This window comes from Pseudomonas sp. PB106, from assembly GCF_009764645.1.
In the GTDB taxonomy this organism is placed as follows: Bacteria; Pseudomonadota; Gammaproteobacteria; order Pseudomonadales; family Pseudomonadaceae; genus Aquipseudomonas.
Genome location: NZ_RWIM01000209.1, coordinates 53,188 through 69,470, shown reverse-complemented (window position 1 = coordinate 69,470; position 16,283 = coordinate 53,188). Strand labels below are relative to the sequence as shown.

Here is a 16,283-nt window from a genome sequence, read left to right as displayed (position 1 = left end):
TTGAATCAGGGGCTGATGACGCGGCCCTGGTGATCGACCAATGGGCCGCTGAAGTGCACGCCGGAGGCGTCGATGGTCAGGCCGACAGCGCCCAGTTGCAGGTTGATCGCTTGTGGCGTCATGGTCAGTTGCGCCGGGCCGATGCTCAGTTCCAGCGCTTCACGAGAACCGCTGAAAGCGGCCGGGCCGTTCTGCCAGTGCAGGGTGTGGGTGGCGTCGTCGTAGCCGCTTTCGCTGCCGTCCTGATGTACACGACGAGTCAACGTCGGCACCGTCGAGGCCGGTGGAAAACGGTCACTGTTCAAACCGAACAAAGCCACGCTCTGCGCGCCGCTTTCGCCGCTGCCGTAGTTGAACAGCAAGCACTGCTCGCCCACGCTCGGGATCCGCGATTCGCTCTGCGCCCCGGCACTCGGGTTGAAGAACTTGATGGCCGGCGTCAGCAAGCCGCCGTGGCTGACCTGACAGGTGTTGCTCGCTGCATCGACCGTCTGGCAAATGCCGATGCGGCAGAAGCTCTCGGCGCGGCGGTTCAGGTCTTCGATCTCCGCTTCCATTTCCGCCAGGCGCTCGATGAGCGGGCCCAGTTGCATGCGCAGTAATGCGTCGAACATCGGTCAGCCCTCCAGCGCGGTGTATTGATCGGGATCGTCGATGTTGCTGACCTCCCAGGTGCGGGCGAATTTTGGCGTGCCGAGCGGGTCGTCAAGCAAGGTCGGACCGAGGTAGAGGGTCTGCTCGAACGTCAGGGTCCAGGCCTTGAATTGCTCGCCGAACAATGACGGCAAGCCATCGATGTTGGTCGGCAAATCACATTGATCAGCGGGCAAGTTCCAGCGGTTATCGGTGATCAGGTTTTTCAGCACGGCAATCAGATCGCACGCGGCAAACGCGGTCGCAGAAAGCGCTGGAATGACTTGCAGCGACACCGTCATGACATGAGCGATACGCCCGTCAGCGGCACGCACTCCTGATGCATTGCGGTCGAAGTCGATCAGCACCCAGGCCTGATCGCCTGGCGCCGTGAAATCGTCGTGATTGCCGACGCTGATATTGAGCCCGGCGGTGTTGCGCAGCGTCGTCGCGATGGCGGTGAACAATTGCGACGGCTGTTGGATCGGTGTGGGCATACATGACCTCCTTTTCAATCGTCCACGCGCAGCCCTGCCGCCCAAAGGGCGGCACGAATGACATTCAAGGTTAAGGCTGGTCGCGGGGTGGAACTTCGCAGACGCCGATGCGCTTGGCGGCCCAGCGTTCGTACAGACCGATGGCCACGTCGGCACCGGCCATTGCGGTGAGGCAGCCGAAGGCGCCAGCGGCCCAGATCGACATGCCGGCGGCATACAGCAGCATGATCGCCGACACGCCGCAGATCATGCAGGCGCCAGAGCGCAATGCCAGCCGCCGCAGCAGTGGCCAGCCACGAGCGCCCTCTTTGTCGGCGCGCCACATTTCGCCGGACACCCCGCCGACGACGGCGAAGAGGATGACTAGCCAGATCGGCATGTCCGCCAACGCTTGTTGCTCGTTTGTCATGTCACGCCTCCTGGGGGTGATTGATGAGTGGTGTGTGTTGGGTTCAATCGGGTTCTCTTGAGGTAGGCATTCCAAAAAGCCCGGCGCGGCGGCCGGGCTTTTCAGTAATGCAGACCAGAACAATCAGACCGACACTCAGGCCAGGGAAAAAGGTACGGTTTTGAGCTCTTCAGTAAGGGGCAACTGGCCAGACGATCGTCGCCGGGTAGCCCGGTTGTTTGTCGATGTCGCTGACGGCAATCGAATAGAGCTTGTGCGCCAACAACTTTGACTGCTCGTCAGGCGTGGCGACGTTAATGTCAGCCTTGAACTGCAAGGAGTTGAGCAGCAGCCAGTTGGCCGCTGCGTTCAACAATTGCCATTTCTGCAATTGCGCTTGATCGATCAGCTCTTGCTCGGTCGGTGGCGGCGGCACGTAGGCGGCGAATGTCCAGACACCGTCGGTTTTGGTCGCGACCCAACCCAGTTGCACTTCGGGGTGGTCGGTCACTTCTGCCCAGATGATGCTGGGGTGAAACATTTGCGTGATGTCACCGTCAGTTTCGAAGAACTCGACGATTCGATCCTGATCAACACGTCCATATCGGCGCATGGTGTTTTCCTTTTCAGAGTGGCTGGTTGAACGACTTGTCGACATGCAGTGCCTGCGGCAATGGATGGCGATGTTTGAGCCTCAGGCAGGCATTCCGAAAAGCCCGGCCACGATGCACCGGGCTTTTCAGTAATGCGCTCCTTCGCCTTCCTTCAAATCCTGTGTCCAAGAAGGAAGCTGACTTTTCGGCGCTACTGGCGCGGTACGAGTCCGTTCATATTGTTTTTCCGACCGCGGTCCCTGCCCGCCGGATAACTGCTTCTGGTGCTTTACGCTGCACACCCGGGTCAGTTGCCAACCCTCTGAACCGTTTAGGCCGGTTCATCGCTGCCTGTTCTTGTGGAACTAAAGAGCTTTCTTGCCAGCCGCTTTGTCGAGCGGCTTGGTAGCAAGAATATGCATGGATGCATATACAGTCAATGCATAAATGCATTTATTTATGCACTTAAAATGCACAGACGCATGGAGACCCCGTCCAGCAAGGCTTTGAGGGTTTTCTGCAGGCGAAAAAAAACCCGCCGAGAGGGCGGGTTTCATTTGAAGTCGATCAGATCAGCGGGCGTACATGCCCCACCAGAAGACGTGTCCGAGGATGACGATCTGCTCTTCCTGGATCTCATGGAAGCTGTAGTCCTCGTCCGGATGTTCATCGCGATTGAAGCTGCGCAGACGAATGCCGGTCGGCAAGCGGTAGAGTTGCTTCACCCGTAACTGACCATTGTGATTGATCGCATACAGGTCGCCATCAATGATGTCGCCGATGCCGCACTTGCCCGCGTTGACACCGACGGTGGCGCCATCACGCAGCACCGGCAACATGCTGTTGCCACGCACGGTCACGCATTTGGCCTGGTCGAACTGCACACCGTTATGGCGCAGGCTGCGCTTGCCGAAGCGCAGGCTAGAGCGCTCGCTCTCTTCAATGACGAATCTTCCTGATCCTGCTGCCAATTCAACCTCGCGAAGGAACGGCACCGATACTTCGTCATCATCGACAGGCGTGTCGTCGTCCCACAGCATTATGTCCTTGAGTTCCGCGTGTACGGCATCACGCGTGGCGCCTGCCGCCTGCGCGACATCCGCGCGCCCGCGCAACTGATCGGTACTGACATTGAAGTACTCGGCAATCTTCGAAATGTGTTTATCCGAGGGATCGACGATCTTCCCGCTGAGAATCCGCGAGAGAGTGGATTGAGGCACGCCGGTGCGACGGTGGAGCTCCGTGGGGGAGATCCCGTGCTGGTCGAGCAGTGCTCTTAAGACGGAGGCTACGTTGCGTTTTTGCATAACGTGCATAGTGCTTGAACTCTTTTGCGAACACAAATGCTGATTTGCATAAATCACGCATAAAGACTCATCGGCACCCAATCGTTTCACGGCTGCGACGTGCTAATGAGCCGTGGTAACCTAGCGCCAATTAGGAAACTTCCTACAAGCTCATCAGAACAATCTTATTTAAATCCAGCCTCCTTCAAATCCGACGCTGAAACGATTTCAGCCCGGAACAAGCAACTGTCGCCTCTGGCCCAGCCTGCAGGACTGGACAGTCGAGCGATCGATCAACACTGAGCCAACCATGACCACACCCCATGTAAAACAGCGCAAGAACAGCGACATTGAAGCGTTGCGTGCGCTGGCGATTGTCCTTGTCATCTTTGCCCACATTGCCTTGATCCTGTCCCCGCAATCGCTCTACTGGAACGTGCTGGCGGACTATCGATTCGGCTACGGCGTGGATATTTTTTTCTGCGTTTCCGGGTTCATCATTACCAAATCGATTGCCGGTGAGATTCCAGCCAGCCGAAGCTTTCGTGACCTGCTGGAGTTGAGCGTGCCGTTCTGGGTCAGGCGGTTCTGGCGACTGATGCCATCGGCCCTGTTCTGGATTGCGGTATCGCTGCTGCTGTCTTATCTGTACGGCGGCAAAGGGGTGTTTTTGCAGTTGGAGATTTTCGTCCACTCCGCCCTCGCCGCTGCCTTGCAGTACATGAATGTGGTGTATGCCGTCAGCCGAGACACCGGTACGCTGGGTGATGCCGGGATTTACTGGAGCCTTTCTCTGGAAAACCAGTTTTATCTGGTGCTGCCGATCATCGCGGTGCTGGCCGGTCGGCGCTGGATGCCTGCGGTATTCATTGCGGTATTCCTGGCGCAGTTCTTTCTGACCCGGCAACTGATTCGCCCTACGCCCGAGTTGTGGGCGTTCCGTACCGACGCCATTTCCCTGGGTGTGTTGTTGGCCCTGTGGCACGGCAGCGAAAGTTACCAGCGCCTGGAACCGACCTTCCTGAAAAACAAGGCAGCCGTTGTGCTGCTACTGGCGGCGATGATCTGGCTCCTTGCCGCGCTGACCGCCCCTAACCCACCCCTGCCTTTCGCCATGGGACTGACCGCTGTCGGCTCAGGTTTGCTGGTCTGGATCGCGAGCTACAACAAGGATTATCTGACGCCCAACCGCGCCTTGGCAGCCTTGTGCAACTATATCGGCTCGCGCTCCTACGCCATCTATCTGACGCACGTCATTGCGCTGTCGCTGGTCAGGCATTGGTTCTTTGCCGCACCTGGCGACACGCAGCCAACGCCTTTCGGCGGTGGATACACAGCGTTGTATATCGGTGTTTTTGTCGCGATCACTTTGTTGTTTTCCGAATTCAACTACCGCTACATCGAAAACCCGATGAGAAGGCACGGCGAGAAATTGTCGCGCAACCTCAAGTCCCGATTCGCAGTGGCTTGAATGTCGCGTAAGGGCAAAAAGCGTTGTGGCACCACGCATTTTTGCCCTCGCCTGCGCCTGACACTGCGCTTGTGCGGATCAAATGTCCGCTACGCGTTCAACCAGCTCAGCCTTTGACTCGACGTGCCGCCGCATTGGCGCGCTTGAGCCGATCATTCCTGGCTTTTTTCTGATAATCGTCTTTGGCGCTCATGATGCCGCCCGCGGCGTGCACCCAATCGGTGGCGGTGCAGCCAGAAAGCAGCACAGCCGTTGTGAAGACTGAGGTAAAGACAAGTACGCTTTTCATATTGAGTTTCCACGTTCAACGATAAATCACCCAGCCGATCCCTTACTCATTCAACAGCCTTTGCAGCCTGGATTCGGCCCGCTCGAGTCTGGCTTCATGCTTCTTGACGACTTTCACATCACCGTACTGACGCGCCGCCTTCAGATGGTTTTGTCTGCGCCGAACTTCCGCTTCGGCCTTCTGAATAGCCCTTTCGTGCTCATCCTCTGCAGAGGGCTCGCGACAGTAACGCTCGACATTGGCCAGCGCCTGCTCCAGGCCGGCCTTGCGATAAACATAATCCGCCGCCTCCGCGCGCTCTATTTGCCGAACAAGTTCAATGCGGCGCTCGGCGCAACTTTGGTGCGAGTCGGCGAACGAACATTCAGCGATTAAAAAGCAACTGACCGTCAGCGTCAGGCTGCAAAAAATACCCAACTTCATCAAACGAACCTCAGATAACGCTTCTCACCAGAACGGCCGCAGAAATAACTAACGCGGTTCCAGGCATCACGGCAATTCAAGATTTTCTGTAGACCGTGTAAGGCGGCTGAGACCATTTCGCGACAGCATGCCTTGCACGTTGGGAAGTGCTCGACCATCCACGCCATTGGCACATAAACATGATCAAAACACAGTAACACCGGCGTACGGTCAGACAGCGTGGATAGACTCACGTCTTTCTCTTTGCCACCAATTGCCGCTGCAACAAATACAGTGCCCTCTCTATTAATGGCAATGGATCGTTTCCAGGCCGGGGCTTGAACCCCATGAGAACTGCGCACACAAAACCAGAGCATCGATAACCCCCCTAACACCGTAAACGTCATCACATTCTTCAAGACAATAAAAACAGCCTGCTGCGCTGACTCTTCGGTACAGTCGCAGAGGCTGTTGGCTTGACGCGAATCACATTAACAACGCAGGGTCGTCGAGGCCTTACTGGCGTCTTACTCAGTCTTACTCATTCGCTCCAGGGCCTTGCACCCTTGGGTTTTCGCTAGCGCGGGACGTGGCAGACGCCATTGATGAGATTGTTGATGTTGTAGTAATACTCGGTATCAGAGAAGTAATTGAAGGTGACCATACCGCCTTGGAAACCTCTTTCCATAAAGGGCAGTTCATCTCCTGCCGTGTCGGCATCAAACTTCACAATGGATCGCGTTTTGAACAGAAACCTGGAAGTGTCGAGATGAGTAAATGCAATCTCAAATTTGCGGTCAAAGGTAACAACTTTACCCTCGGGCGTTTTCACCACGTAATACACATAAAGAGCACCTTCTTTCGGATCAATCGTCATATCACCGACGCCATGCCAACGAACTTTGTGGTCAGGGGTATGTACAAAGTCGATCGAAGCGAAACATGGCGCACGCGGAATATCACGATTGATCAAATAAAAATAGCTGATGATCAATGCGCCGAAAATCAACACCGAAGAAACGGCCGACAACGCGATTATTTTTTTCCAACGAGCTGGTAGTTCACGCATATGGCCTCCCCTTTACTTTCAGGCTTGACGCACTTGATCAATAACTGGGAGAGCGGCTTTCGCACGTAGTAATTGGTGTCGGACAGTTCAATGGGCGGCTCGAACTCGCTGAGTGCTTTTACAATTTGCTCCTTGGACATCTTTTCACTTTCTTCCACATACAACTTCGCCTCGCCTTCCTGCCAGATGAGTTTCCACTCTTCCAGGTCGGCGGGTTTCCTGATGATCAAGTACGCGTAAAACAGCGGAAGAACAATCGCGGGGACTACGATTGCGGGCAACAGATAGCGCCAATAGCGGCGCGACGACTGCGTTATGGTGATGGACGCCTGCTCGTCAGGCACTGACAGTGCCGTCTCGGACTCAGGCTCCGCAACCTCAGCGCTGACCAACCGGATCTCACACAGCAGCACCACGCCGCGGCGTGGCAAAGTCTTGAGGCTGTCCCTTGGCAAACCCACGTCGGCGAAATGTGCGCGAAGCATGTGCAGGGTTTTGTAGTAACTGCTGTCGGAAATCACCAGGCCGCGATCACCCCAGACTCGCGAGATCAGTTGTTCTTTATCGGTGACGCCGGCGATCAATGCCAGTAACAGATCACTTTCATTGCTGCCCAGACAGGCTGATCGCCCTGCCCGACTGAGGGTCATTTTTTCCGCATCGTAGAAACAATCGCTCGATGATGCTCCTGAGCCGATGCCCTCTGACTGTTCCAAACTGTGTCCTCACCTGACCTGCCATCCACGAATTCCGATCATTCGATAGCTTTTCGGCACTATAGGACACAATGCCAACCCGAGCGGCGGCGCGTTGCTGCATCCACCTCAAAAAAACTTCATACTCGGCTCCACTGAATCAACCCACGGGTCGCATCGCTGGCAAACAACCGCCATTTCGAAGATGTGAATGCCCCCGTTTTTGCCTTGTCACTCATTCCGGTAAAGCTAAACCCCTGATGAATAAAGCTATTTCAGACCTGTCCTCCCACACTCCGATGATGCAGCAGTACTGGCGCCTGAAGAATCAGCACCCGGATCAGCTGATGTTCTACCGCATGGGCGACTTCTACGAGATCTTCTATGAAGACGCGAAGAAGGCTGCCAAGTTGCTGGACATCACCCTGACCGCGCGCGGGCAGTCGGCGGGGCAGGCGATTCCGATGTGTGGGATTCCTTACCACGCGGCGGAAGGCTATCTGGCGAAACTGGTCAAGCTCGGCGAGTCGGTGGTGATCTGTGAGCAGGTCGGGGACCCGGCGACCAGCAAAGGTCCGGTCGAACGTCAGGTGGTGCGTATTCTCACGCCGGGCACGGTCAGTGACGAGGCGCTGCTCGACGAGCGCCGCGACAACCTGATTGCCGCCCTACTGGGTGACGAGCGCTTGTTCGGTCTGGCCGTGCTGGACATCACCAGCGGCAGCTTCAGCGTGTCGGAAATCAAAGGTTGGGAAAATCTGCTGGCGGAACTGGAGCGGGTCAACCCGGTGGAACTGCTGATCCCGGATGACTGGCCACGTGATCTGCCGGCGGAAAAACGCCGTGGCGTCAGCCGTCGCGCGCCGTGGGATTTCGAGCGTGACTCGGCGCTGAAGAGCCTTTGCCAGCAATTCTCCACCCAGGACCTGAAAGGCTTTGGTTGCGAGAACCTGACCCTGGCAATCGGCGCTGCGGGCTGCCTGTTGGCCTATGCCAAGGAAACCCAGCGCACCGCCCTGCCGCATTTGCGCAGCCTGCGTCATGAACGTCTCGACGACACCGTGGTTCTGGATGGCGCTAGCCGCCGTAACCTGGAACTCGACACCAACCTCGCCGGTGGCCGTGACAACACCCTGCAATCGGTGGTCGATCGCTGCCAGACCGCCATGGGCAGCCGTTTGCTGACCCGTTGGCTGAACCGGCCATTGCGCGACTTGACCGTGTTGCTCGCGCGCCAGACCTCGATCACTTGCCTGCTCGATCGCTATCGCTTCGAAAAGCTGCAACCGCAGCTCAAGGAAATTGGTGACATCGAGCGGATTCTCGCGCGAATCGGTTTGCGCAATGCGCGTCCCCGTGACCTTGCTCGCCTGCGCGACGCGCTTGGCGCCTTGCCCGAACTGCAAGTGGCGATGACCGATCTGGAAGCGCCACACCTGCAAGCGCTGGCGACCACCACCAGCACTTACCCGGAACTGGCAGCATTGCTGGAAAAAGCCATTATCGATAACCCGCCGGCGGTGATCCGTGACGGCGGCGTGCTCAAAACCGGTTACGACAGTGAACTCGACGAGCTGCAATCGCTGAGCGAAAACGCCGGCCAGTTCCTCATCGATCTGGAAGCACGGGAAAAGGCGCGCACGGGCTTGAGCCACCTGAAGGTCGGCTACAACCGCATTCACGGCTACTTCATCGAGCTGCCGAGCAAGCAGGCGGAATCGGCCCCGGCGGATTACATCCGTCGCCAGACCCTCAAGGGCGCCGAGCGCTTCATCACGCCGGAGCTGAAGGAGTTCGAAGACAAGGCGCTGTCGGCCAAGAGCCGCGCCCTCGCCCGCGAGAAGATGCTCTACGAAGCGCTGCTGGAAGATCTGATCAGCCAGCTCCCGCCATTGCAGGACACCGCCGGTGCGTTGGCCGAACTCGACGTACTGAGCAACCTCGCCGAGCGTGCGCTGAACCTTGATCTGAATTGCCCGCGGTTCGTCAGCGAGCCGTGCATGCGCATCACTCAGGGCCGTCACCCGGTGGTCGAGCAAGTGCTGACCACGCCGTTCGTGGCCAACGACCTGAGCCTCGATGACAACACGCGCATGCTGGTAATCACCGGCCCGAACATGGGCGGTAAATCCACTTACATGCGCCAGACCGCGTTGATTGTGCTGTTGGCGCATATCGGCAGCTTCGTGCCGGCCGCCAGTTGCGAATTGTCATTGGTGGACCGCATCTTTACCCGAATCGGCTCCAGCGATGACCTCGCCGGCGGCCGCTCGACCTTCATGGTCGAAATGAGCGAAACCGCCAACATCCTGCACAACGCGACCGAGCGCAGTCTGGTGCTGATGGACGAAGTCGGTCGCGGCACCAGCACCTTCGACGGCCTGTCGCTGGCGTGGGCGGCCGCCGAGCGTCTGGCGCAGCTGCGCGCCTATACTTTGTTTGCCACTCACTATTTCGAGCTGACGGTATTGCCGGAAGCCGAGCCGCTGGTGGCCAACGTGCACCTCAATGCGACCGAGCACAACGAACGCATCGTGTTCCTGCACCACGTGCTGCCGGGGCCGGCGAGCCAAAGCTACGGTCTGGCGGTGGCGCAATTGGCCGGCGTGCCGAGCGAAGTGATCGTGCGCGCGCGCGAGCACTTGAGCCGACTGGAAGACACCGCTCTGCCTCATGAGGCGCCTAAACCCGCCGCCAAGGGCAAACCGTCGACGCCGCAGCAAAGCGACATGTTCGCCAGCCTGCCGCATCCGGTGCTGGATGAGTTGGCGAAAGTCGATCTGGATGACCTGACCCCACGCCAAGCGCTCGAAATGCTCTATGCACTGAAGAACCGGATATAAGCACTGAAGAAGCGGATATAACGCAAACCGCTTCAAGCTGTTAGAATCTCGCGCGGTTTGGGATGCTGCTGGCTAATAGCCTGGCCAGCAGGTATCGCTCCCGAACCTGGCGACCCCAACCGTGAAGGGGCAACGCTGCCGCCGCCTGAGGAGAAAATTAGAAATGACCTTCGTCGTCACCGACAACTGCATCAAGTGCAAGTACACCGACTGCGTAGAAGTGTGTCCGGTGGACTGCTTTTACGAAGGCCCGAACTTCCTGGTGATTCACCCGGATGAGTGCATCGACTGCGCCCTGTGCGAACCAGAATGCCCGGCCGTTGCCATTTTCTCCGAGGACGAAGTCCCAGAGGACATGCAGGAATTCATTCAGCTGAACGTTGATCTGGCTGAAATCTGGCCAAATATCACCGAGAAGAAAGAATCGCTGCCGGATGCCGAAGAGTGGGATGGCGTCAAAGGCAAGATCAAAGACCTCGAACGCTGATCTGTCGCGCGCTCGAATAAAAGGCCCCTCGCGGGCCTTTTTGCTTTTCTGCGTTTTACTTTTCTGCAGGCAAAAAAAGGGGCGGTATGACCCGCCCACATTTTTCCCTATTCCCTGTATTCCTTTTCATCGTCCTGATGAATCGCTTCCTGCGATGTGCTTCCCCCTCTTCCTTGAGGGGCGTGTCTGTCCGTCGACACAACCCGGATACTAAAGAGTTCCCTGACGAGAGCAATCAGTCCTCCACGCTGAAACGCGACGTAATATGCCTTTCACATTAGAAAATAAACATGAAAATCAACGAGTTAAATACTTAGCTTGAGCATGATCGTCGTCTTCCGCAGAGTAAAAATAACGAACACTTACGAAACAGTAAGCATTGGCTTACAGCGAATGACTACATCGGTCTCGATCAGACCAATGGCTTTCCCGGAAAACAAAAAGCCCCGAACCAGTCGGGGCTTTTTGCGGGCGGTCGTTTGAGGCGCTTACTGGAACAGCGACTCGCTCGACAGGCCATTCTTCTCGAGAATTTCACGAAGGCGCTTGAGGCCTTCCACCTGGATCTGCCGCACCCGCTCACGGGTCAGGCCGATCTCCAGGCCGACATCTTCCAGCGTGCTGCTCTCATGACCGCGCAGACCGAAGCGGCGTATCACCACCTCGCGTTGCTTGTCGGTCAACTCAGACAGCCATTGATCAATGCTTTGCGACAGGTCGTCATCCTGCAGCAGTTCGCACGGATCGGTCGGACGATCATCGGTGAGGGTGTCCAGCAGGGTTTTATCCGAATCCGGACCCAGCGAGACGTCGACCGAAGAAACCCGTTCGTTCAGGCCCAGCATGCGCTTGACCTCACCCACCGGTTTTTCCAGCAGGTTGGCGATTTCTTCGGGTGAAGGTTCGTGGTCGAGTTTTTGCGTCAGCTCTCGCGCAGCCCGCAGGTACACGTTGAGTTCCTTGACCACATGAATCGGCAGCCGGATGGTCCGGGTCTGATTCATGATCGCGCGCTCGATGGTTTGACGAATCCACCAGGTCGCGTAGGTCGAGAAGCGGAAGCCGCGCTCGGGATCGAACTTTTCCACCGCGCGGATCAATCCGAGGTTGCCCTCTTCGATCAGATCCAGCAGCGACAGCCCCCGATTGACGTAACGCCGGGCGATTTTCACCACCAGTCGCAGGTTACTTTCAATCATGCGCTTGCGCCCGGCCGGATCGCCACTTTGCGACAGTCGCGCAAAATGAACTTCTTCCTCCGGGGAGAGCAGTGGGGAAAAGCCGATTTCGTTGAGATACAACTGCGTGGCATCAAGTGCCCGCGTGTAGTCGATGTACTTATGTTGTTTAAGTGAAGCGGAGTGTTTGGATTTGGAACGAACGGAAGGTGGAGCAGCCCCTTCATCATTCGACATCGAAGAATCCGAATCGATGCCGGTCTCCATAAGGAGAACCTCATCGTCGATGTCAAACTCCGGCACTTCTTTACTGAGAGCCATTGTTATAGTCCTTTGGTGAGTTCGACCCCAAGCTCAAGCGACGCCTTTATCCTTGGCAGCGCTGGAGCCTGTCCCCTCTACGCGATGGAACAGGCTGACTTGCAAATCAACGTCTTGGCAGGAACTGCAGCGGATCTACAGGTTTACCTTGGCGGCGAATCTCAAAATGCAGTTTCACCCGGTCTGTACCCGTTGACCCCATTTCGGCAATTGTCTGTCCGACCTTGACCTGCTGTCCCTCCCGAACCAACAGCCTGCGGTTATGTCCGTAAGCACTGACGTAGGTTTCGCTGTGTTTGATGATGACTAATTCGCCGTAGCCCCTTAAGCCACTCCCGGCGTAAACCACCGTCCCATCAGACGCAGCTAAAACAGGCTGTCCCAAATCTCCGGCGATATCAATTCCTTTATTCAAACTACCGTTTGAAGAGAATTTTCCAATCAGAATGCCATTAGATGGCCATCCCCAGCCGGTCGGGGCCGGGCCTGCGGGAGGCAGTGGAGCAGGCGCTGGCTTGTTGCCGACGGACGGTGCAACCCCCGTAGAACCGGTGGTTGTCGTGGTCGTCGTGCCATTTGCCTGGCGCCGGATTACCGTGGTTTTACTCGACGAAGAAGGCGATGAACTGCTGTTGCTCACCACCGCAGTCGGCGTTGAACCGGTACGCCCGTCAAAGCGAATTGTCTGACCCGGGTGGATCGTATACGGCGTAGGAATATTGTTCCGGGCAGCGAGGGCTTTGTAGTCCCAGCCGTAGCGAAATGCGATCGAAAACATCGTATCGCCCGGACGGACTACATACTGCCCCGTCGTCACGGTAGGACGTTGTGCAACCGTGTTGTTGCGATCGACCACGCGCACGTTGTTCGATTTGGTGCTAGAGCAACCCACCAGCAAGGTGCTCAAGACAAGGCCAGTCACCAGGCGCTGAAAGCTTGTGTTACCCATACGCTGCGCAATGACTGTGAGACTCACCCGCCGCTCCCTTTGTGGTGGCTGAAAAATTTGGAATGCCGAATTCCGGCATGAGGTGTCGCAAGTATAACGGGCCGAATCGGCTTTACCCTTAATGAAGCGAAATCGCTTCGCGCACACGTTTGCAAGCTGACAATCTGCGCGTTTAAACCATCGTTGCCGGAGTAAGACATGGGCGAACGAAAGGAATTCAGCGCCTGCCAATAAATGCTCAGGCTAGTGGCCCATTGAGCAACGGCACGAAGCGCACGGCACCCAGAACATGTCGGGAAAAGCCGTTTTCTTCACGCACGATCAGCAGCAGTTGCTGCACCTCTCCCGAGCCGACCGGAATCACCATGCGTCCGCCAGGTGCCAGTTGATCGAGCAACGCTTGGGGTACGTCGGTGGCCACAGCCGTCACGATAATGCCGTTATAAGGTGCCAGCGCCGGCCAGCCTTCCCAGCCATCGCCCCAGCGGAACACCACGTTGCGCAAGTTCAGTTCGACCAGACGTTCCTTGGCCCGATCCTGCAGCACTTTGATGCGCTCGACCGAAAACACGCGCTCGACCAGTTGCGACAACACGGCAGTCTGATAACCGGAGCCCGTGCCGATCTCCAGCACTTTATCCAGCGGCCCGGCCTCCAGTAGCAGCTCGCTCATGCGCGCCACCATATAAGGCTGGGAAATGGTCTGGTTGTTGCCGATCGGCAGCGCCGTGTCTTCATAGGCGCGATGCGCCAGCGCTTCGTCGACGAACAGGTGCCGCGGCGTGCGGCGGATGACTTCCAGCACCTTGGCGTTGCACACGCCTTCTTCATACAAGCGCTGGATCAGCCGCTCCCGGGTACGTTGGGAGGTCATGCCGATCCCGCTGCGCAATCTGTCTTCGTGTTCGCGGGACATCAGCGCAGTCCCTCCAGCCAGCCGTCGAGGCTTCTGAACGCATCGTTGAAGGTGCGATCAAGCTGCAATGGCGTGATGGACACATAGCCCTGCATCACCGCATGGAAGTCAGTGCCCGGCCCGCCGTCTTCGGCGTCGCCGGCAGCGGCAATCCAGTACCCGGCCTTGCCACGCGGATCGACCACTTTCATCGGCGCCGCCGCCCGGGCCCGGTGGCCGAGGCGAGTCAGCTGAATACCGCGAATGTGGTCGATCGGCAGATTGGGAATGTTCACGTTGAGCACCGTGCGCGGCGGCAGATCGAGCCCGGCATGGGCCTCGACCAGTTTGCGCGCAAAGTAGGCCGCCGTCGGCAGATTATCCACCTGACGCGAGACCAGTGAGAAGGCAAACGACGGACGTTCGAGAAAGCGCCCTTCGAGCGCTGCCGCGACGGTGCCGGAATACAACACGTCATCACCCAGATTGGCGCCGAGGTTGATCCCGGACACCACCATGTCCGCTTGGCGCTCCAGCAAGCCGTTAAGGCCCAGGTGCACACAGTCGGTCGGTGTGCCGTTGAGGCTGATAAAGCCGTTGGCCAGGTATTGCGGGTGCAGCGGACGGTCGAGCGTCAGCGAACTGCTGGCGCCGCTTTTGTCCTGTTCCGGGGCGATAACCACGCACTCGGTGTAATCCGCCAGCGCAGCATAAAGCGCGGCAAGACCGGGTGCGGTTACCCCATCGTCGTTAGAAATCAGAATACGCATGGGCTGTCCGTCTGCCCCACCGGCACCAGATCAACGAGTTCGCGCACCAATACAGTGGCGAAGCATCCGGCCGGGAGGACGAATTCCAGTTGCAGAATGTCAGGCTGGGGATAATGCCACGTCAACCCGCCAATGGGCAGCCGCAGGATGCGACGTTCGTGGCTCATGCCGGCGTGAATCAACCAATCGCGCAGCTCCGCTTCACCGGCGGCAATCCCCTGCTCCAGTTCATGGACAACGCCTGCGGTCGGCGAGTCACCTTCGCCCCACTGCGGGCCGGTCGGGTGCAGGTCGAGAATCGCCAGGCGCGGGTCGCTGCACTCAGCTTCACCGGCCGGAAAAAAGCTGCGGCTGTCGGTGAAGGCCAGCAGATCGCCGACCTGGGCTTGTTGCCAGGTGCCATCAGCCACACGCGCCGCCAACACTTTGTTGAACAAATAACTGCGCGCGGTCGAGAGCAAGCGCGAACGTACATTGCGCTGCTCCGGCAAGGCTTTGCGTGCCGCCCACGAACGCGCATCGACGACATTGCCGCCGTCATGGCCAAAACGCTGGGCGCCGAAATAATTGGGAATGCCTTGTTTAGCGATCCGTTGCAGACGCTGTTCAATCGCGTCTTTGTCGCCACTGAACTGAGTCAGGCGCAAGGTAAAACCGTTGGCCGAATGCGCGCCACGTTGCAGCTTGCGCTTGTGGCGAGTGGTCTTGAGGATCTTCAGCGTGTCGTTTTCTGCCGCCGACAGATCAGGGTCAGCCTTGCCCGGCAGTTGCACGCTGAACCACTGACGGGTCAGCGCCTGACGATCCTTGAGGCCGGCATAGCTGACGGTGCGCAATGGCACACCGGCAGCCTTGGCGATGCGCCGCGCGGCTTCTTCAGTGTTCAGGCCACGCTTTTCCACCCAGATCCACAGGTGTTCACCATCGCCACTGAATGGGATGTCGAGCACTTCATCGACCTGGAAGTCTTCAGCGATGGCTTTCAGTACCGCGGTGCCGAGGGCTTCGCCATAGGCACGCGGGCCGAGCAATTGCAGTTCGTTCATGCGCGCAGCAACAAGGCAACGGAGTGTACGGCGATGCCTTCTTCGCGACCGACAAAGCCGAGCTTTTCGGTGGTGGTAGCTTTCACGTTCACTTGATCCAACTCAACTTGAAGATCCGCCGCGATCAGCGCGCGCATCGATTCGATATGCGGCGCCATTTTCGGCGCCTGGGCAACGATGGTGTTGTCGACGTTGCCGACTTTCCAGCCTTTGGCATGGATCAGCGCGACCACATGACGCAGCAGCGCACGGCTGTCAGCGCCTTTGAATTGCGGGTCGGTGTCCGGGAAGTGTTTGCCGATATCACCCAGCGCCGCAGCGCCGAGCAAGGCATCGCTCAAGGCGTGCAGCAGGACGTCACCGTCGGAATGAGCGAGCAGCCCGAAGCTGTGTGCAATGCGCACGCCGCCCAGAGTAATGAAATCGCCTTCAGCGAAACGGTGCACATCGTAGCCGTGGCCAATACGCATA

The 16,283-nt window shown here is 57.8% G+C and carries 18 protein-coding genes; 3 read left to right on the top strand and 15 right to left on the bottom strand.

The features are described from left to right. Positions 1–5: 5 nt before the first annotated feature. From EJA71_RS25870 to EJA71_RS25850, 5 genes are all read right to left on the bottom strand, one after another. Positions 6–614 (bottom strand): phage baseplate assembly protein V, encoded by a 609-nt coding sequence (locus tag EJA71_RS25870; protein ID WP_158960699.1) that lies wholly within the window; start codon positions 612–614, stop codon positions 6–8. Between the two features lie 3 nt (positions 615–617). After that, entirely contained in the window at positions 618–1,130 is a 513-nt protein-coding gene (locus EJA71_RS25865; protein ID WP_158960696.1) for a hypothetical protein, read from the bottom strand. A gap of 70 nt (positions 1,131–1,200) precedes the next feature. After that, positions 1,201–1,539 carry a phage holin family protein gene (locus tag EJA71_RS25860; protein ID WP_158960693.1) on the bottom strand — a complete coding sequence of 113 codons (339 nt, stop codon included), beginning with the start codon at positions 1,537–1,539 and terminating at the stop codon, positions 1,201–1,203. A 169-nt stretch (positions 1,540–1,708) separates the two neighbouring features. Next, positions 1,709–2,131, bottom strand: a complete 423-nt coding sequence (locus tag EJA71_RS25855) for a tail fiber assembly protein (protein WP_158960690.1) — start codon at positions 2,129–2,131, stop codon at positions 1,709–1,711. Between the two features lie 552 nt (positions 2,132–2,683). Continuing rightward, positions 2,684–3,418, bottom strand: a complete 735-nt coding sequence (locus EJA71_RS25850) for an XRE family transcriptional regulator (protein ID WP_158960761.1) — start codon at positions 3,416–3,418, stop codon at positions 2,684–2,686. A 289-nt stretch (positions 3,419–3,707) separates the two neighbouring features. Here EJA71_RS25850 and EJA71_RS25845 point away from each other — a divergent pair, with 289 nt between their 5' ends. Further along, the gene (locus tag EJA71_RS25845; protein ID WP_158960687.1) at positions 3,708–4,868 is read left to right on the top strand and encodes an acyltransferase; all 1,161 of its coding nucleotides are present in this window, start codon (positions 3,708–3,710) and stop codon (positions 4,866–4,868) included. A gap of 106 nt (positions 4,869–4,974) precedes the next feature. Here the strand turns inward: EJA71_RS25845 and EJA71_RS25840 are convergent, their stop codons facing one another. The 4 genes from EJA71_RS25840 to EJA71_RS25825 form a co-directional block, all read right to left on the bottom strand. Next, positions 4,975–5,157, bottom strand: coding sequence for a hypothetical protein (locus tag EJA71_RS25840; protein ID WP_158960684.1), 183 nt, complete (start codon positions 5,155–5,157; stop codon positions 4,975–4,977). A gap of 42 nt (positions 5,158–5,199) precedes the next feature. After that, complete coding sequence (locus EJA71_RS25835) at positions 5,200–5,580, bottom strand: DUF1090 family protein (protein ID WP_158960681.1); 381 nt, start codon at positions 5,578–5,580, stop codon at positions 5,200–5,202. A 556-nt stretch (positions 5,581–6,136) separates the two neighbouring features. Beyond that, positions 6,137–6,628: a hypothetical protein gene (locus tag EJA71_RS25830; RefSeq protein ID WP_158960678.1), complete on the bottom strand. Its 492-nt coding sequence runs from the start codon at positions 6,626–6,628 to the stop codon at positions 6,137–6,139. Beyond that, on the bottom strand, positions 6,595–7,344 hold the full coding sequence (locus tag EJA71_RS25825; RefSeq protein ID WP_158960676.1) for a DNA-binding protein: 750 nt from the start codon (positions 7,342–7,344) through the stop codon (positions 6,595–6,597). Before EJA71_RS25825 ends, EJA71_RS25830 begins: the two co-directional genes overlap by 34 nt. Positions 7,345–7,595: 251 nt before the next feature. Here EJA71_RS25825 and mutS point away from each other — a divergent pair, with 251 nt between their 5' ends. Both mutS and fdxA read left to right on the top strand, forming a co-directional pair. Beyond that, positions 7,596–10,166: a DNA mismatch repair protein MutS gene (gene mutS / locus EJA71_RS25820; protein ID WP_178113751.1), complete on the top strand. Its 2,571-nt coding sequence runs from the start codon at positions 7,596–7,598 to the stop codon at positions 10,164–10,166. A gap of 163 nt (positions 10,167–10,329) precedes the next feature. After that, on the top strand, positions 10,330–10,653 hold the full coding sequence (gene fdxA, locus EJA71_RS25815; RefSeq protein ID WP_064393166.1) for a ferredoxin FdxA: 324 nt from the start codon (positions 10,330–10,332) through the stop codon (positions 10,651–10,653). 488 nt (positions 10,654–11,141) lie between these two features. On the opposite strand, the gene rpoS is transcribed toward fdxA, so the two are convergent. The 6 genes from rpoS to ispF form a co-directional block, all read right to left on the bottom strand. Beyond that, entirely contained in the window at positions 11,142–12,152 is a 1,011-nt protein-coding gene (gene rpoS, locus EJA71_RS25805) for an RNA polymerase sigma factor RpoS (protein WP_129389857.1), read from the bottom strand. 106 nt (positions 12,153–12,258) lie between these two features. Further along, on the bottom strand, positions 12,259–13,128 hold the full coding sequence (locus tag EJA71_RS25800; RefSeq protein ID WP_158960667.1) for a peptidoglycan DD-metalloendopeptidase family protein: 870 nt from the start codon (positions 13,126–13,128) through the stop codon (positions 12,259–12,261). Between the two features lie 211 nt (positions 13,129–13,339). Then, on the bottom strand, positions 13,340–13,975 hold the full coding sequence (locus EJA71_RS25795) for a protein-L-isoaspartate(D-aspartate) O-methyltransferase (protein WP_178113750.1): 636 nt from the start codon (positions 13,973–13,975) through the stop codon (positions 13,340–13,342). Positions 13,976–14,016: 41 nt separating this feature from the next. Beyond that, positions 14,017–14,766: a 5'/3'-nucleotidase SurE gene (surE, locus tag EJA71_RS25790; protein ID WP_158960661.1), complete on the bottom strand. Its 750-nt coding sequence runs from the start codon at positions 14,764–14,766 to the stop codon at positions 14,017–14,019. Continuing rightward, positions 14,754–15,812 (bottom strand): tRNA pseudouridine(13) synthase TruD, encoded by a 1,059-nt coding sequence (gene truD, locus EJA71_RS25785; protein WP_158960658.1) that lies wholly within the window; start codon positions 15,810–15,812, stop codon positions 14,754–14,756. The genes surE and truD overlap by 13 nt, the downstream gene beginning before the upstream one ends. Beyond that, positions 15,809–16,282, bottom strand: a complete 474-nt coding sequence (gene ispF, locus EJA71_RS25780; RefSeq protein ID WP_034149878.1) for a 2-C-methyl-D-erythritol 2,4-cyclodiphosphate synthase — start codon at positions 16,280–16,282, stop codon at positions 15,809–15,811. Before ispF ends, truD begins: the two co-directional genes overlap by 4 nt. Between the last annotated feature and the right edge of the window lies 1 nt (position 16,283).

What these genes read in the sequence shown, in the direction of transcription:
- EJA71_RS25870 (WP_158960699.1), bottom strand. Translation starts at nt 614, where the DNA reads ATGTTCGACGCATTACTGCGCATGCAACTGGGCCCGCTCATCGAGCGC.
- EJA71_RS25840 (WP_158960684.1), bottom strand. Translation starts at nt 5,157, where the DNA reads ATGAAAAGCGTACTTGTCTTTACCTCAGTCTTCACAACGGCTGTGCTG.
- surE (WP_158960661.1), bottom strand. Translation starts at nt 14,766, where the DNA reads ATGCGTATTCTGATTTCTAACGACGATGGGGTAACCGCACCCGGTCTT.
- ispF (WP_034149878.1), bottom strand. Translation starts at nt 16,282, where the DNA reads ATGCGTATTGGCCACGGCTACGATGTGCACCGTTTCGCTGAAGGCGAT.
- EJA71_RS25845 (WP_158960687.1), top strand. Translation starts at nt 3,708, where the DNA reads ATGACCACACCCCATGTAAAACAGCGCAAGAACAGCGACATTGAAGCG.
- EJA71_RS25855 (WP_158960690.1), bottom strand. Translation starts at nt 2,131, where the DNA reads ATGCGCCGATATGGACGTGTTGATCAGGATCGAATCGTCGAGTTCTTC.
- EJA71_RS25835 (WP_158960681.1), bottom strand. Translation starts at nt 5,580, where the DNA reads ATGAAGTTGGGTATTTTTTGCAGCCTGACGCTGACGGTCAGTTGCTTT.
- truD (WP_158960658.1), bottom strand. Translation starts at nt 15,812, where the DNA reads ATGAACGAACTGCAATTGCTCGGCCCGCGTGCCTATGGCGAAGCCCTC.
- EJA71_RS25865 (WP_158960696.1), bottom strand. Translation starts at nt 1,130, where the DNA reads ATGCCCACACCGATCCAACAGCCGTCGCAATTGTTCACCGCCATCGCG.
- EJA71_RS25830 (WP_158960678.1), bottom strand. Translation starts at nt 6,628, where the DNA reads ATGCGTGAACTACCAGCTCGTTGGAAAAAAATAATCGCGTTGTCGGCC.
- EJA71_RS25850 (WP_158960761.1), bottom strand. Translation starts at nt 3,418, where the DNA reads ATGCAAAAACGCAACGTAGCCTCCGTCTTAAGAGCACTGCTCGACCAG.
- fdxA (WP_064393166.1), top strand. Translation starts at nt 10,330, where the DNA reads ATGACCTTCGTCGTCACCGACAACTGCATCAAGTGCAAGTACACCGAC.
- rpoS (WP_129389857.1), bottom strand. Translation starts at nt 12,152, where the DNA reads ATGGCTCTCAGTAAAGAAGTGCCGGAGTTTGACATCGACGATGAGGTT.
- EJA71_RS25795 (WP_178113750.1), bottom strand. Translation starts at nt 13,975, where the DNA reads ATGACCTCCCAACGTACCCGGGAGCGGCTGATCCAGCGCTTGTATGAA.
- EJA71_RS25860 (WP_158960693.1), bottom strand. Translation starts at nt 1,539, where the DNA reads ATGACAAACGAGCAACAAGCGTTGGCGGACATGCCGATCTGGCTAGTC.